This is a genomic window from Sphingomonas sp. 22R3R2A-7, from assembly GCF_036856055.1.
Taxonomy (GTDB): domain Bacteria; phylum Pseudomonadota; class Alphaproteobacteria; order Sphingomonadales; family Sphingomonadaceae; genus Sphingomonas.
The window spans coordinates 3172538-3187706 of the sequence record NZ_JASPFR010000001.1; the positions used below are offsets into that span (position 1 = coordinate 3172538).

Genomic DNA, 15169 nt, shown 5'->3' on the forward strand with positions numbered 1-15169 from the left:
TTCCGCGTGTTCGCCCTGTGCGCGGCGCGGATCAGACGGGCTGGACGCCGGGATCGACCATTGTCGCGACACGACGCCGGGGTGCTGTCAACCGCTTCGCAAATTTGGCGAGCGGCACCTCGAACAAGCGATAGCCGAGCGTTGCAGCGATAAGGCTGGCGACGATCATCGCTCCGATACCAACGAACGTCACGACGCTGTCGTACCCGCCACCACCGAGGCGCCTGACCACGGCCCAGCCCACGCCGACGACGAAAAGATGCAGCAGATAGAGCGAGTAGGAGATGTTGCCCAACCAGGACCAGATCGTCGACGAGCGCCGAAAAACGCGTTCGAGAGAGAGCGCAGCGACGACGACGGCTGCCGCGGCCGTGCTCAACGCCACGTGACCGGGAAGCGCGCGATATTCCTCATGCGTGAAGGTCAGAGCCCAAATGATCGCGGCAAGCGCTGCGGCCAGCAATAGCGGTGCATACGAAGCCATCGACGACAGGATGCCAGGGCGCTGCCGCGTGAGTTCACAAATGACCACGCCAGCCATGAATGGCATGAGGTTCAAGTTGGCATAGAAAGCCACGATCCCGCTGCGCGGCAAAACGCCAAACGACAAGGCCAGGAGCGCCGTCATCACAACCATGAGCAATGCCGAACGCATCAAGCCGCTTCGGCACCAGAAGAACGCACCGACGAGCATGTAAAAGAATATTTCGTAATTGAGCGTCCAGCCCAGTTTGAACAACGGACGCCAGTCGCGCGTACCGGGCAATGGCTCGGGTATGAAGAAGATCGACTTCAGGAAATATTCCAGATCGAAGACGGTAGTCTTGAACACAGCGGGCAGCGCAAAAGCCAGGCCCGCAACCAAGAATGTCGTTGCCCAGTAGAGGGGCGCAACCCGCAGGAACCGCCGGATCGCAAAGTCCTTCGGATCGAATTGCCCCGTGCCGGCGGCAAGCGTGATAACGAAGCCGCTGATGACGAAAAAGACTTCTACCCCGAACCTGCCCGCAAAAAGCGCTGGAATGCCCCCCAGCTTGCCGTGTTCGAAGGCATGGGCGATCACAACCGCCAGCGCGGCTAGGCCGCGAAGCGCTTGGATCGAATATATCTGCGATCGACTGCTGTCAGTACTCGTTGATTTCGCTCCCCCTTTGGCGACGATGCCCCCGCCACCAAGCTTTTTCAAATAGGCAGGCAATAGATTGCCGTATTACTGCTGCTGCAGTTCAATGAGCGTAACTCATTGACGAAGCATTGCAGGGAATATCACCTGCTCCAACCTGTCAGCGAACGTGAGCGCGTAGGTTGCCGTCAAATGATGCGCGTCACGATAACGAATGAGTCCGTCCGCAACGATTGGGCAGAAATTGTCAGGGCAAAATTCGCTGCTGACACTTCGTTACCCCCGTAGACGTGAAATCCCTTCGGATATTCCTGGGCGGTCCGCGGTGAGTTAAGCTAGCGGCTAGCGGCTAGCGGCTAGCGGCTAGCGGCTAGCGGCTAGTGGCTAGTGGCTAGTAGCTAGTGGCTTATGGCGCGCGGCTGTCCCAAAAAGGGGCATGGCGGCAATCGTGGAAGCTACGTCTTTCTACTTCCGGCACCCCTTGCCCAGAGACACAGATGCCTTCGCCCCGGCGACCAGATCGGTACCGGTCCATTTCGTCAGGTCGCACGCGTCGATGACCAGCTTGCCGCCCGGCTTGTCGACCTTGACGAGGGTGCCGCCACCGATCGCAACGAGCTTCACGATATGCACGTCGGCGGATGCCGCGGCCAATTGGACATGCGCATAGCCCGGGTTCTCCGAGGTCAGCGTGCCGGCATCCGCTTTGGCCCAGAACCGATAGCTGTAGTGGCCGGCGTTCGCCGCGCGGATACGATCGAGTTTCGTCGTCGCCTTGGTGTCGATGATGCCGTCGGAGCAGTCATGTGCGTAGACGTCGGTCGCCGTGAAGCTGTCGCCGCGCTCGGCGCTGATGCAATCGGCGTTGGCATATTTCTTGGGGTTCGCCAGCACCGTCTTGAACCCGCTGATCTCACCGCGCCGAATGACGATGTTGGTGGCGCCGTGCATACCGATCCCCACGGGAATATCCCCCGGCGACGTGTTGACGCCCGAGCCGGTGATGCGGAAATCCTGGATCAGCCAGTCGTGCGATCCACCGCGGATGAAGATGCCACGCTTGCGGGCGGTAATGTCGACGCGCTGTACCGTGACGTTCGCGAACGGGCGCCATTTGGTCGTCCGCTGCGTGAGGAAATGGCGCGAACTTGCGATCGTGATATCCTGAAACACGCGGGGCTCGTCGAGCGCGCCGTCAAGCGGCACGGCATCCATCGCGCGCATGATGCAGGTGTTGCCATAGGTTCCACCCTTGCTGGCATAGGTCCACTGCGCCGACGCGCCCAGATCCTTGCAGGCGCCCGCGGGACGCGCTGCGGCGATCTTCGCGACAGGTGGCGCCGCCGGGGCAGCGCATGGTGTCGCAACGCTGTACCGCCAGGGCGGACCGCCAAGGCACGGGAAAACGGTGGTCCCCTTTTTTACTGGCGGCGTCGTCTTGGCGTTCACGATGATGATCCCCGGCGTGTTGGGGCTGTTATCGGTCAGCTTGACGGGCGAGGTGACGATCTGTGCTGCGATCGGCGACGCGATCAGCACGGCGGGGGTCAGGACGTAGCGGATCATGGTCAGCCCTTTACGGGGACAATGGCGCCAAGGCACTCAAAAGCTCTTGGCCGTGCGCCGGCCGCAGCGATCGGCGGGATCGGATACAGCCACATGGTCCCGCTCGTCGACGCATTCTGGCCGCCGCGGCACGTGTGATAAGGGCCGGGCGATGCTCTGCCGGATAGGCTGAAGACCAGCCTGCGATCGCGCTGCCCGGGATTTCGCAACGTTGTTCGGCAGTCCTCGACTACCGAGCCCCATTCCTTATCCGGGGGTCAGAACAGGCCGTCGAAGTCGTCGGCGTCCGCCATTGCTGTCGAAGCCTGCACATCGGGTTGATCGTCGCCCGGAAGGAAACGGCGGTGGACATGCCGTTCCTGCGCCATCGTGTAGATCGCGTTTATGGCGTGAAAGACTTGCTCGCTGGTGGGTGTCATGGTCTGGCTTGCGTCGACCACGGGCATCGCCAGCGCTTCGAGCTGCGCGTTGATGCGCGACAATGGTTCGGCGAAGGCGGTCTCGCAGTCCACTGCGCTGGTCATTTCCGCGACGATGTCGTGGATCGCGCCGGCATCGCGGTCGAGACCCGACATGCCCTGACGCGTGAGCAAGGCGCCCGCGCGAATGACGGCAAGTGCCTCCGGCAGCGAATCATTCGTGTCTTCGTCGCAGTCCGGGGCCGATCCGATTGCCTCCGCTGCATGGCTCAACCGTTCGAATGCGCTGGCAACCGCCCCCGACACCATCTCCAATGTGTTGACCGAGCAGCGGATCTCCGCCGCGATACGCGCAAGGCCGTCACCCGCACGGCCCATCCGATACGAACGAAGATCGGAATTCCACGCCATGATGCGCACACCGCCGGTCACGCGGTGGATCGTCGTCAGGCGTTCGCCGAGCCGTCTGACCGTGGCGGAGGCTTCGGACCCGAGCTGCGTCGATCGCGTATCGGCGTCGCGCAGGTGTGCGGTGACCGCATCGACCTCGGCAACGCTGTCTTCGAGCAGTTGCAGGAACACGCCGTCGCTCGCGGCGTCGACGGCGCGGGGTTCGTGCGGCGCGAGCATCGAGGCGACCTGCGTGGCGATGCCCCTGAAGCTGGCGCCGAGCGCCCGCGTTTCCCTTTGCAGATCCGCAGTCGCATCGGCGACCTGAGCCGCGAGCAACGCCATGACCTGACCTTCGAGCGCCTTGGCCGCTGAAGCGTCGACGCGATCGAATTCCTCGAGTGCCGTGCCGAGGAAACGGCAGGCCTGCGCGGCATGTTCGAGCCGCTGCCGGGTGATGTCGCCGATCTGCATCGCGCCGTGCGCAGCCGACAGCTTGGCGCGGATGTCGCGGGCGATCGTCGCGATCGACTCCGCGCGTTTCGCGGCATCGATCTGGTTCTGCTGGAGGCCGATCGCGTCCGCGCTCAGTTTGTCGGGAACATGCGGGCACAGCCGCGCGCATTCGGAATCGAGCACCCGGTTGATCTCGATCACGCAGGGAACCGTCGACGACAATTGGCCGACGTCCTTGCTGATCTCGTGGATCTCGCGCTCGCTGACATCGAGCTCCGAGACCATCGCGTCGGCGAACTCGGCAAATCCGTGCGCGCCCGCCGCAGCGACTTTGAGATACTGACCGCAGATCTTTAGCAGGTCGAGCGTCCGGTCGACGCGCACGATCTCCTTCTGCACCGCGCCGCTCGCCTGCTGGAGGACGTCGAGCGACTGCTGTCGCTTCTTCTGCCGCGCGGGCAGGCTGGCGAGCCGGTCGGCATTGGCGCGCATCGTCGCGACCGCGCGATCGGCGGCGTCGCGGTCGAGCGCATTGGTGACGCTTTCGAGACTGCCGATCAGCCTGCCGACGGTGTCATAGGCGCGTTCCAGCGAGTGTCCGGCATCGACGAAGCGCTGGTCGAGCCCGCTCGCGACGCTTGCGAGCTCGGCTTCGAGCACGCGCCACGCGGGCGCCTGCGCGATGCCTTGGTCGGCCTCGAAAGCCTTGTGTTCGACGCATCCCATCGTCCTGGCCCCTATTGTACCGTTGCGTGCAAGACGTCGCGGGCGATGTGCTTCAGCGGGATGACCTTGTCGACGCCGCCCAGCGCGATCGCTTCCTTGGGCATGCCGAAGACGATCGACGACGACTCGTCCTGTGCGAATGTGCGACCACCCGCCTGCTTCATCTCGAGAAGACCGCGCGCGCCATCATCCCCCATCCCCGTCATGATGACGCCGATCGCGTTCGCGCCCGCCGCGGTCGCCGCCGAGCGGAACAGCACGTCGACCGACGGCCGGTGGCGCGAGACGAGCGGCCCCTCGCGGACCGCGACGAAATAGCGCGTACCGCGTCGCTCGATCATCATGTGCTTGCCGCCGGGTGCGATCAGGACATTGCCGGGCAGGACGGGGTCGCCATCCTCGGCTTCCTTGACGTTCACGACGCACAGCGTGTTGAGCCGATTGGCGAACGCGCGCGTGAAGTTCTCGGGCATGTGCTGGACCACGACGACGCCCGGCGCGGTCGCGGGCAGCGCCTCGAGCACCTCGCGCAGCGCCTCGGTTCCTCCGGTCGATGCACCAAGGCACACCACGCGCTCCGTCGCACGGTTCACCCCCCGACCGCTCGGGGGGCAGGACCGCGTCCGCGGTCAGCTTCTGCTCGAGACGGCCCGGACGGCTGCCATTCGAGGTACGCAGCGCGACCCGCACCTTCGCCGCGGCCTTGATCACGTCGCGGATCTGGAGATTGTGATCGGCGAGATGCTCCGCGAGCCCGGCACGGGGCTTCACGATGACGTCGACCGCTCCGGCTTCGAGCGCCTGCAGCATCGCGTCGGACCCTTTCTCGGTCACCGACGAGCACATCACCACGGGCAGGGGGCATTGCGCCATCAGCTTCTTGAGGAAGGTGATGCCGTCCATCCGCGGCATCTCGACGTCGAGCATGATCACGTCGGGCACTTCTTCCTGGATCCGACGCGCCGCGCTGAACGGGTCGGCGGCGGTGCCCATGATTGTGATGTCCGGATCCTCCTCCAGGATCGCCGCCAGCGCGTGCCGTGCGACCGCGGAGTCGTCGACGATGAGCACGCGGATTTTCCCTCGGACGGCCATGGTTCAGCTCCGCTGGAAAACGGTGTGGGCGACCGGGACGAGCGGCAGGTCGAGCCCCGCGATCGACTCCGAATGGCCGAGGAAGAGATAGCCCCCCGGGGCCAGCTTGCCGACGAGTTTGGAAACGACGCTGTGCTGCGTCGGCTTGTCGAAATAGATCAGGACGTTGCGGCAGAAGATCAGGTGCATCGGTTCGCCCACCGGATAGCATTCGTCCATGAGGTTGAGCCGCGCGAATGCGATCGCACGGCGGAGCTCGGGCACCATGCGGACTTCGCCGCGCGCCGGATCGCGCGATTCCATCAGGTATTTCTTGCGCGACGCGGCGGGCACCGGCGCTGCGAGATCGGACGGGTAGATACCCAGCCGGGCGATCTCGAGAACCTCGGTGTCGAGATCGGTCGCCAGAACCGAGTAGGTGACACCGCGGCGTGCGCTGGCAAATTCGTCGAGCAGCATCGCCATCGTATAGGGTTCAGGCCCGGTCGAGCAGGCGACGCTCCACGCGCGGATCTTCCGCAGATAATTTGCTTCGAGCGCCGGAAGCGCGACGTCGCGCAGAAAATCGAAATGGACGGGTTCGCGGAAGAAGTCCGTCTTGTTGGTCGTCACCGCATTGATCAGGTGCACGCCTTCGCGATCGAGATTGTTGCCCGTCAGGACATGGCGGCAATAGGCCTCCAGCGTGTCGAGCCCCAGCGCGCGCTGGCGGCGGCGCAAGCGCCCTTCGAGCATCGTTCGCTTGCTCGGCGGCATCCGGATGCCCGCATATTCGAAGATATAGTCGGCCAGCTGCGCGAAATCGCGCGACCCGATCTGGTCGGTGGCGCTCGCCGGGGCTTTCAGGATCGGGGGGCAAGGGTCACGGGAGCCAGCTCCAATAAGGCGATGGACCGTCGGAAACGGAACCAGCGGGGTTGGTTTCAATAGGACTGATGCGACGCCGTCATGCGGCGCAGGCGCGCAACGCGCTGACGTCCGCACTGGAGAAGATCTGCGCGACGTCGACCAGCACGACGAAACCCTCGGCTCGCTTGACGACCCCGGCGATGTATCGGGACGGCCAGCTGATCCCGATGTCGGGGGCGGCCCCGATCTGGCCGCGGTCGAACGTGCTGACCTCCAGGACGCGGTCGACGACGAGGCCGAGGACGAGGTCGCGCCCGTCGACGGGGACGTCGATCACGAGGATCCGCGTACTCGGTGTCGGCGCGACAGGCGGTAGGCCTAGGCGACGGCGCAAGTCGATCGTCGTCACGCCCTCGCCGCGCAGATCGGTCAGACCCAGCAGATAATCGGGCCCGTTCGGAATGTGAAAGGTCTCGCTCCAGTCGAGGATCTCGCGCACCAGCGTCACGGGTACCGCGAAGGTCTCGGCGCCCAGACCGAAGGTCACGGCCTGCAATTCTCCCGCGACGCTCATGCCGCGCGCCGTGCAAAGGCTGCGATGCGGGGGAGCGACCGCATGACGGTCGGGCGCGATCCAGCCCTGCGCCATCCGGACAAGCGGGGCTGATCCGAGGTGTCTGCGAAGCGTCGTCCGATTGGCACGGTCATGTCTGCCCTTCCAGCCTAGAGGAGTGCGGGTGCGAGCACGGGGGTCGTGCCGCGACCGCCCAGCAGCGGGTCGAATATTCGCGCGAGGTTGGCGAGGACGATGACGCCCTGCGGCGTGCGCACCAGCTCGCGGATATAATCGCGGCGCCAGCGCAGGCCGACGGTCGGCGGTGTCTCGCTCGCGTCGCGGTGGAGCGTCGTCACCTCGTGCACCTTGTCGGTGCGGATGCCGATCTGGGTCTGGACGCCGTCGACGTCGAGTTCGACGACCACGATCCGGCTGTCCATCGTCGAGTCTGCGGAGGGCAGGCCGAACGCGAGCCGAAGGTCCGCGATCGGGATGATCTTGCCGCGAAAGTTCGCGACGCTGGCGACGAGCCGGTCTGCGCCCGGCACGATCGTCTCGGGCAGCAGGTCGAGGATCTCGCGGACGAGCACGGCCTCGACCGCGAACTTCTCGGTCTGCAGGTCGAACGTGAGCACTTCGAGCCGACCGTCTTCGTCCCACTCGGTCTGCGATGTTTCTTCCATGGTCATGCGACGGCGCGAAGCCGCTCCTCCTGGTGCTGGCCGAGCGCGACGAGCTGGACGACGTCGAGGATCAGCGCGACCCCGCCGTCGCCGAGGATCGTCGCGCCGGCGAAGGTCGGGACGTTGCAGTGGACCGGCGACATCGGCTTGATCACCGTCTGGTGGCTGCCGATGATCTGGTCGACCACCAGCCCGACGCGCTCGGTGCCGGTCGCGATGATGACGATCTTCTGGTGGACGCTTGGTTTGGTCCCCGTCACGAACATCTCGCGCAGGCGGACGAACGGCACGAGCCGGTCGCGCAGCGTGATGAAGCTGCGACCGCGCGAGCGCAGATCCTCCTCGAGGCTGAGCTCGATACATTCCTCGACCACGCCGAGCGGGATGACGTAGCGACCGTCGCCGACGCGGATCAGCAGACCGTCGATGATCGCGAGCGTCAGCGGAATCCGCAGCGAGACCGTCGATCCCTGGCCCAGGACGCTTTCGACGTCGATCGTGCCGCGCAGGCTCTCGATCGTGCGCTTGACGACGTCCATCCCGACGCCGCGGCCCGACAGGCTGGTGATCTGTGGTGCGGTCGAGAAGCCGGGATGGAAGATCATCTGGAGCAACTCCTGGTCGCTCACGACCTGCGCGGGCTGGATCAGCCCGTGCGACTCCGCCTTGGCGCGGACGCGATCGCGGTCGATCCCGTGACCGTCGTCGCGGATCGTGATGACGACCTCGCCCCCTCCTGACGCGCCGACAGCCGCACATGCCCGGCGACGGGCTTCCCCGCGGCGAGACGCTGCTCGGGATGCTCGACCCCGTGGTCGCACGCGTTGCGGATCAGGTGGATCAGCGGATCGGCCAGCCGTTCGATCACGGTCTTGTCGACTTCGGTGGTCTCGCCATCGGTTGAAAGCTCGATCGTCTTGCCGGTATCGCGTGCGATGTCGTGGACGAGACGGCGGAAGCGGCCGAACAGCGTGGCGACGGGGACCATGCGCAGCACCATCACCGTGTCGCGCAATTCGCTCGCCAGCCGCTCGATCTCCTCCGAGATCGAGTGGAGCGCGACGTCTGCTGCGCTGCTATGCGCGAGCTGCGACAATCGGCTCTGAACGATGACGAGTTCGCCGACCCGGTCCATCAGCAGGTCGAGCCTTTCGGCGGGGACGCGGACGCTTTCGCCGGTCTTCGGCGCGCCGCGACCAGTCGGTGCGACCGCCGGTTCCTGCGTATTGGCGGGCCGGGGATCGTCGGTTGGCGCGGGCAAAGACGCAGGCGCTGACGCAGATGGGGACGAGGACGCAAACGGGGCAGGCGTCGCGGCGGCGTCGTGCGCGTCGTCGCAAAGCGCAGGTCCGATCTGCTCGATCTGCAGATCCATGTCGTCCATCACGAAGATGAAGACGTCATCGATGTCGGCTCTCGCCACCGCGCCGCGCAATTCGACGTCCCAGCCGATCATGCAGTGCGTCGGCACCAGGTCGCCGAGCAACGGAACCTGCTCGGTTCGGGCGACGACGCGGCAGTCGCCGAGCGTGCGCAACTCGTCGAGCAAAGTGAGCGGGTTGATGCCGTTCTGCATCGCGTCGGGCGGCAGGCGGAGCGACAGGCGCCAGCCCTGCTCGGCAGGCGCGGGCGCCGGTGTCGGCGCGGGCGCGCCGTCGAGCGCCGCCTGCAGCTTGGCGAGAATCGCGTCGCCTTCCGCCTTGCGCTCGGTGCCGTCGCCGTCGATCAGCGCGCGCATGTGGTCCTGCGCCGACAGGATCACCGCGATCAGCTGCGGCGTCGCGGGCGTCAGGTTCTTGCGCACGCGGTCGAAGGCGGTCTCGCAGTGATGCGTGAAGCTGGCCAGCGCGTCGAACCCGAACATCGCGCCCGAGCCCTTGAGCGTATGCAGCCCGCGGAACACCGCATCGATCAGGTCATGATCGTCGAGCCGATGGCCGAGATCGAGCAGGCCCTGCTCGACCTGCTCGAGGACTTCGCCCGCCTCCACGCGGAACGCGGCGACGGGATCGGTCTCGGTCACCGTCCAAGAACCTTGCGCACGACCTTGGTCAGCTGCTCGGGGACGAACGGCTTGACCAGCCAGCCGGTCGCACCGGCGGCCTTGGCCTGCTGCTTCATCGCGTCCTCGGACTCGGTCGTCAGGAACAGGATCGGCGTGCCGCACTGCGCCGGGTTCTTGCGCAGCGCGCGGATCATCGACAGCCCGTCCATGTTGGGCATGTTGAGATCGGTGATGATCATGTCGAAGCGACCGCCATTGGCCTTGCTCAGACCCTGGGCGCCATCGGCGGCTTCGGTGACGGCATAGCCGGCCCCGGTCAGCGCCATGCGGATCGCCATCCGGACGCTGTTGGAATCATCGACGATAAGGATGGATGCGGTCATCGCGGCAGGTCTCCGTGAAACCAGAAAGTCTGATCGGCTGAGGGGATATCGGTGAGGAAGCCGGCGCGCTCGAGCAGCGCCGTGAGTTCGGCATGGACGGGGTGGGCGAGGCGCAGGGTCTTGCCGTCGTGCTCGGCCTGACGGCGCGCCGCGCAGACGAGCTGCAGGAAGCTGACATCGGCGTCGGTGACGGCGGCGAGATCGAGTTCGATCGCGTCGTTCCGCTCGAGCTGCGACGCGAGTTCCGCGGCGAACGGCAAGACCGACGCGGTCGTGACGATTGCCGGGACAAGGACGATCTGTGCCATGCGTTCCCTCTCTCTCCGGCTGGTGGCGTGGTCGTCCTCGCGCCGGGGTTCACTCGATTCATTATAGAGGGCGGACAGACGTCCGTTCCCGAAGCCTCGCTTATTTTGGCGGGCGGCTGTCATCGGCGTGCAAAAGCGTGCTGCGGAGACCGGGCGGCCCGACGTTGATGCGGCTGGGACGGCGCCGGGACACGCTCCCGTTCAATGCCGCCGAAACGCAGGACGGCGATCGCGCCGGGGTGGGCGCGATCGCACGGGGGGCTGCAACATGCCTTGCCGGCCGGATCAGTCGCTCAGGCCAGGTATCCCCGAACCCCTGCACGCCGCGTCGATCGGCGTTCAGGCCGCCTGCGCGCCGAAATTGTCATCTTCCGCATCGGTGCCGCCCTTGATCAGGTCGAGCGCGAAGCCATTTACGCGCGCTTTCTGGTCGGCGATCGAATTGGGTTTGACGCGTTTGGCCTTGGCGGCCGGCCGCGCGGCGACCGGGCTGCGCGCAGCGGGTTTGCGGTGGGCGGCGGTCACCGGCCGGCGATGGGCATTGTCCGCGCCGTCGCCGATCCTGAAAAAGGCGATGCTGGCCTGCAATTCCTCGGCCTGCGATGCCAGCTCTTCCGACGTTGCGGTGATCTGCTCGGACGCACCCGCATTTTGCTGGCTGATCAGGTCGAGCTGCTGGATCGCCTCGTTGATCTGCGCAGCGCCGATATCCTGTTCGCGGCAGGCCGCGCTGATCTCGGCGACGAGTTCGGCGGTGCGGCTGATGTCGGGGACCAGCTTGGTCAGCATCTCGCCGGCTTCGGTCGCCGCGGCCACGGTCTGCGAGGAGACGGATCCGATCTCGGCCGCCGCGACCTGACTGCGTTCGGCGAGTTTGCGCACCTCGGACGCGACGACGGCAAAGCCGCGGCCATGTTCACCGGCGCGAGCCGCTTCGACCGCCGCGTTGAGCGCGAGAAGATCGGTTTGCCGGGCAATTTCCTGCACGATGCCGATCTTTTCCGCGATCGTCCGCATCGCATTGACCGCGCGTTGCACCGCGATCCCGCTCAGTTCGGCATCCTTGGCCGACTGGCGTGCGATCTTCTCGGTCTGCGAGGCATTGTCCGCGCTCTGCTTGATGTTGGCGGCGATCTCTTCCATCGCCGAGGACGCCTCTTCGGCGGCGGCGGCTTGCTCGGTCGCGCCTTGCGAGACCTGCTCGGAACTCGCCGACAGCTCCTGGCTTCCCGCCGAGACATTGTCGGCGGCGGCGCTGGCATTGCCGACGACGTTGCGCAGCTGCTCGATCATCCGCACCAAGGCCTGGCCGAGCACATCCTTGTCGGACAAGGGCTGGTGCGACACTGCGAGGTCGCCATCGGCGATCTTGTCGGCCAGGTCGGCGCTCACGCGAAGATTGTCGACCATCCGCACGATCGCCTGACCGAGCATATCGCGGTCCGAGAGCGGCTGGTGCGCAAAGCTCAGATCCCCGTCGGCGATCTTGTCCGCCAGACTGGCGCTCACCCGCAGATTGTCGATCAGCGCGTTGATCGAATCCTTCATCCGGCGGTGATCGCCCGCGCAGGCGATCTCGACCATTTCGCGCAGATCGCCCACGCTGGCGAGGTTGAGGACGCGGTTGCCTTCCTCGATCGGCAGCAGCGTCGCATCGAGCATGGCGTTGATCCCGGCGATCAGGCCCGCGAAATCGCCGACGAAGCGCCTGTCGTCGCCACGCTCGCCAAGCTCGCCCGCGGTCGAGGCCTTGATCAGCCGCTGCACCTCGCCGATGATGTCGCGCAGGTTGCGTCGCAGCGCCTCGACGGTGTCGTTGATGAACGCCTTCTTGCCGGGGAATGCTTCAAGCGGGGCGTCGAAATTGCCTTCGCCAAATTCCTTGATGCACGCCATCGCCTTCTTCTTCACCGCGATGTGGTTGGCGACCATGGTGTTGACGCCGCGCGCCATGACACCGAAGTCGCCACCGAATTTCTCGGCTGCGACGGTGACGTCGATGTCCCCCTTGTCGTGCTCGGAGGACATGTGGTTCAGCTCGCTGATCAACCCCTGCAGGTTTGCGCGCAGCGTCTCGATCGTCTCGTTGATGAACGCCTTCTTGCCGGGAAATCGCTTGAGGGGGGCAGCGAAATTGCCGACGCTGAATTCCCTGACGCAGGCCATCGCGGTTTTCTTGACGGTGATGTGGCTGCCGACCAGGAGGTTCAGCCGCTTGGCGATGGCGGCGTAGACACCGCGGAACTCCTCGACCGGCAAGGCGGCGTCGATGTCGCCCTTGTCATGGTCTGCGCTCCATTCTTCGATACGCGCGTTCAGCTGGCCGACGGGACGAAGCGCCCGGTCGAGCATCTGGTTGACCGCGCAAAGAACGCCCTGGGTTTGCGCATTGGCAAGCGACGTATTCGCCCGCTGCGAAAGGTCGCCATCGGCAAACATGCTCTCGAGGCGAGCGAGTTCAGACGTTATGACGTCTGATGAGACGCCGCCAAGGATATTCGCCAACATCAACGGGTTCCTTTGTTGTGCACCATGTAGACCGATCTTGAAATCACGCAGCGATCACGCACCGTTGTGCGGCTCTCGAATATCCTGCTCGTCGAGGATTCGGGGAACCGCGCATCAAGGCTAGATTGATTATAGAGGGGGCCGCGCGCGGATGGTTTGTGGCGCCAGACAAATTTATGGCTGCCGCCCGGTGCTCCGGACGACGAAACACTTGGTCCAGTAGATGGGGTCGGGATGTGGACGCTGCGCCTTGCAGGTCACGCTTTCAGCGGTCCGCGAACGCCCAGCGGAGCGTTCTTGCCAACTGCCGCGTCCCCGATACGACAAGCGGACCCATGAGCCGCGGCGATTCCGGCAAATGATGCATCTCTCTCGCCCATGTCGGAAGCAGGTCGATCGCGGCTTGCATCACGAGCCGCTGGACGGGGATCGATAGCGGGTTCGCCGGCGGATGCTCTAACACGAGGCGTGCGACCTCGGTCGTGCGGTCGCTGACGACGAGATGCGGCCGCGCCATGTGCAGCGCCTGCTGTGTCGCGAGCCGGTCACGCGGCACTATCCCGGCACCAAGCGCCAGCCCGATGTCGGCGAACTCGTCGAAATACTGGTCGGCCTGTGCGGGCGAGAGGCGGTTATTTCCGTAACGCTGCCAGGCGGCGAGGAAGCACCACGCCTCCGAGATATGGACCCAGGCAAGGAGGGCGGGATCGTCGGCGCGATACGGCGTTCCATCGGGTAGGGTGCCGCCGATATGTTGATGGACCGAGCGGACACGGGCGATGGCGCTTTGGGCATCGTCGCGCGCGCCATAGGTGGTGACGGCGATGAAACGCGCGGTTCGCCGCAGCCGGCCGAGCATGTCGGTGCGAAAGTTCGAATGATCCCAGACCCCGGCAAGGACCGCAGGGCGCAACATCTGGAGCAACAGCGCGGACACGCCACCGACCATCATGCTGGCGACGTCGCCATGGACGCGCCAGATCATCGAATCGGGGGAGAAAAGCGCGTCGTTGCTACGGATCACGGGCTGTTCCCCGCGTGCCGTATCGTTGAACATCCCCCGGACATGTCGGACGATGTCGCGCCGGGCCTGCTCACGTAGCGCCATTGGTATCCCTCATGCCGTCACGAACGCTCGGGACCGACTTTGGCACCCGCCGGTCTTACGATCGCGCGTTCCCATTGCCGCGCGGCCTCCCCATGTTGGCGTGATGACCGAAGACCTTACCCGCCTGGGCCTGATCGACGACGAGGACATCGTCCTCGACGAGGCCGCGCTGTCGCTTGCACGTCTCGACCGACCCGGCATCGATCTCGCCCCCTCCCACACGCTTCTGAACGCCATCGAGACGCAGCTTTCCACCGTCGCAGGTGATGCCGAGACGCCGGGCGAACGTGCCAGTGCCCTCGCGTCGGTGCTTGCGGACGCGTTCGGGTTCACGGGCGATTCCGAAAACTATGACGATCCCGCCAATGCCGACTTCATCACCGTCCTCGATCGGCGTCGCGGCCTGCCGGTGAGCCTTTCGATACTCTGGGTTGCGATGGCCAGGCGGCTGGGCTGGAGCGCGAACGTGCTCGACGTCCCCGGCCATGTTCTCGTTGTCGTCGGTGCGGAGGCTGCGCCGGTCATCGTCGACCCGTTCGCCGGCGGCGTGCGTGTCGATGCGGCAGGGCTTGCCGCGCTGGTCGAGCGACACGCCGGGTCTGGCCGGGCGGCGACTCATGTCGCAGCGATGCCCAACCGGGCGGTGCTCGTCAGGCTGCTGCAGAACCTCGCGTCGCGGGCCGAACAGGCGGGGAGGGGGCGACGCGCGCTCGATCTCTATGTGCGCATGACGACCATGGCGCCCGCCTATCCGCACGCCTGGTGGGAACGCGCGCGGCTCGAGCTGGTCGATCACGACGTCGCGGCGGCGCGTGGCAGTCTTGGCGCGATGCTGGAGATCACGCGTGACCCGGGATTGCGGCGCCGCGTGACGCGGACGCTGGATGCGCTGCCGGCTGGCTGACCGGGAGGGGGCACGCGTACGGAACCGATCGCAGGCCGATCCTGCCGGCATGGGTCTGGCAGCGCAGTGCTGACCCATGCCGGCAGATCA

At 65.6% G+C, this 15169-nt stretch carries 11 protein-coding genes and 2 pseudogenes; 1 reads left to right on the plus strand and 12 read right to left on the minus strand.

Features of this window, described 5'->3' with window-relative positions:
* Positions 1-31 precede the first annotated feature (31 nt).
* From QP165_RS15210 to QP165_RS15265, 12 genes and pseudogenes are all read right to left on the minus strand, one after another.
* Positions 32-1198, minus strand: coding sequence for an acyltransferase family protein (locus QP165_RS15210; protein WP_333996254.1), 1167 nt, complete (start codon positions 1196-1198; stop codon positions 32-34).
* Between the two features lie 390 nt (positions 1199-1588).
* On the minus strand, positions 1589-2689 hold the full coding sequence (locus tag QP165_RS15215) for a hypothetical protein (RefSeq protein ID WP_333996255.1): 1101 nt from the start codon (positions 2687-2689) through the stop codon (positions 1589-1591).
* A 257-nt stretch (positions 2690-2946) separates the two neighbouring features.
* Positions 2947-4680 (minus strand): hypothetical protein, encoded by a 1734-nt coding sequence (locus tag QP165_RS15220; RefSeq protein ID WP_333996256.1) that lies wholly within the window; start codon positions 4678-4680, stop codon positions 2947-2949.
* Between the two features lie 11 nt (positions 4681-4691).
* Positions 4692-5775: pseudogene (locus tag QP165_RS15225) on the minus strand (protein-glutamate methylesterase/protein-glutamine glutaminase).
* Positions 5776-5778: 3 nt separating this feature from the next.
* Entirely contained in the window at positions 5779-6591 is an 813-nt protein-coding gene (locus QP165_RS15230) for a CheR family methyltransferase (RefSeq protein ID WP_333997049.1), read from the minus strand.
* Positions 6592-6721: 130 nt separating this feature from the next.
* Entirely contained in the window at positions 6722-7198 is a 477-nt protein-coding gene (locus tag QP165_RS15235) for a chemotaxis protein CheW (RefSeq protein ID WP_333996257.1), read from the minus strand.
* Positions 7199-7347: 149 nt separating this feature from the next.
* Positions 7348-7863 (minus strand): chemotaxis protein CheW, encoded by a 516-nt coding sequence (locus tag QP165_RS15240; protein ID WP_443019378.1) that lies wholly within the window; start codon positions 7861-7863, stop codon positions 7348-7350.
* A gap of 2 nt (positions 7864-7865) precedes the next feature.
* Positions 7866-9886: pseudogene (locus QP165_RS15245) on the minus strand (chemotaxis protein CheA).
* A complete protein-coding gene (locus QP165_RS15250) occupies positions 9883-10251 on the minus strand; it encodes a response regulator (RefSeq protein ID WP_056021002.1) in 369 nt (122 codons plus the stop codon). Before QP165_RS15250 ends, QP165_RS15245 begins: the two are co-directional and overlap by 4 nt.
* A complete protein-coding gene (locus tag QP165_RS15255; protein WP_333996259.1) occupies positions 10248-10559 on the minus strand; it encodes an STAS domain-containing protein in 312 nt (103 codons plus the stop codon). The genes QP165_RS15250 and QP165_RS15255 overlap by 4 nt, the downstream gene beginning before the upstream one ends.
* Before the next feature lie 339 nt (positions 10560-10898).
* Positions 10899-13067 (minus strand): methyl-accepting chemotaxis protein, encoded by a 2169-nt coding sequence (locus QP165_RS15260; protein ID WP_333996260.1) that lies wholly within the window; start codon positions 13065-13067, stop codon positions 10899-10901.
* Between the two features lie 265 nt (positions 13068-13332).
* Complete coding sequence (locus QP165_RS15265) at positions 13333-14091, minus strand: oxygenase MpaB family protein (protein WP_333996261.1); 759 nt, start codon at positions 14089-14091, stop codon at positions 13333-13335.
* Between the two features lie 187 nt (positions 14092-14278).
* Between QP165_RS15265 and QP165_RS15270 the strand changes: the two genes are divergently transcribed.
* Complete coding sequence (locus tag QP165_RS15270; protein ID WP_333996262.1) at positions 14279-15079, plus strand: SirB1 family protein; 801 nt, start codon at positions 14279-14281, stop codon at positions 15077-15079.
* Positions 15080-15169 lie beyond the last annotated feature (90 nt).

What these genes read in the sequence shown, in the direction of transcription:
- QP165_RS15235 (WP_333996257.1), bottom strand. Translation starts at nt 7,198, where the DNA reads ATGAGCGTCGCGGGAGAATTGCAGGCCGTGACCTTCGGTCTGGGCGCC.
- QP165_RS15255 (WP_333996259.1), bottom strand. Translation starts at nt 10,559, where the DNA reads ATGGCACAGATCGTCCTTGTCCCGGCAATCGTCACGACCGCGTCGGTC.
- QP165_RS15250 (WP_056021002.1), bottom strand. Translation starts at nt 10,251, where the DNA reads ATGACCGCATCCATCCTTATCGTCGATGATTCCAACAGCGTCCGGATG.
- QP165_RS15220 (WP_333996256.1), bottom strand. Translation starts at nt 4,680, where the DNA reads ATGGGATGCGTCGAACACAAGGCTTTCGAGGCCGACCAAGGCATCGCG.
- QP165_RS15260 (WP_333996260.1), bottom strand. Translation starts at nt 13,067, where the DNA reads ATGTTGGCGAATATCCTTGGCGGCGTCTCATCAGACGTCATAACGTCT.
- QP165_RS15240 (WP_443019378.1), bottom strand. Translation starts at nt 7,863, where the DNA reads ATGGAAGAAACATCGCAGACCGAGTGGGACGAAGACGGTCGGCTCGAA.
- QP165_RS15270 (WP_333996262.1), top strand. Translation starts at nt 14,279, where the DNA reads ATGACCGAAGACCTTACCCGCCTGGGCCTGATCGACGACGAGGACATC.
- QP165_RS15215 (WP_333996255.1), bottom strand. Translation starts at nt 2,689, where the DNA reads ATGATCCGCTACGTCCTGACCCCCGCCGTGCTGATCGCGTCGCCGATC.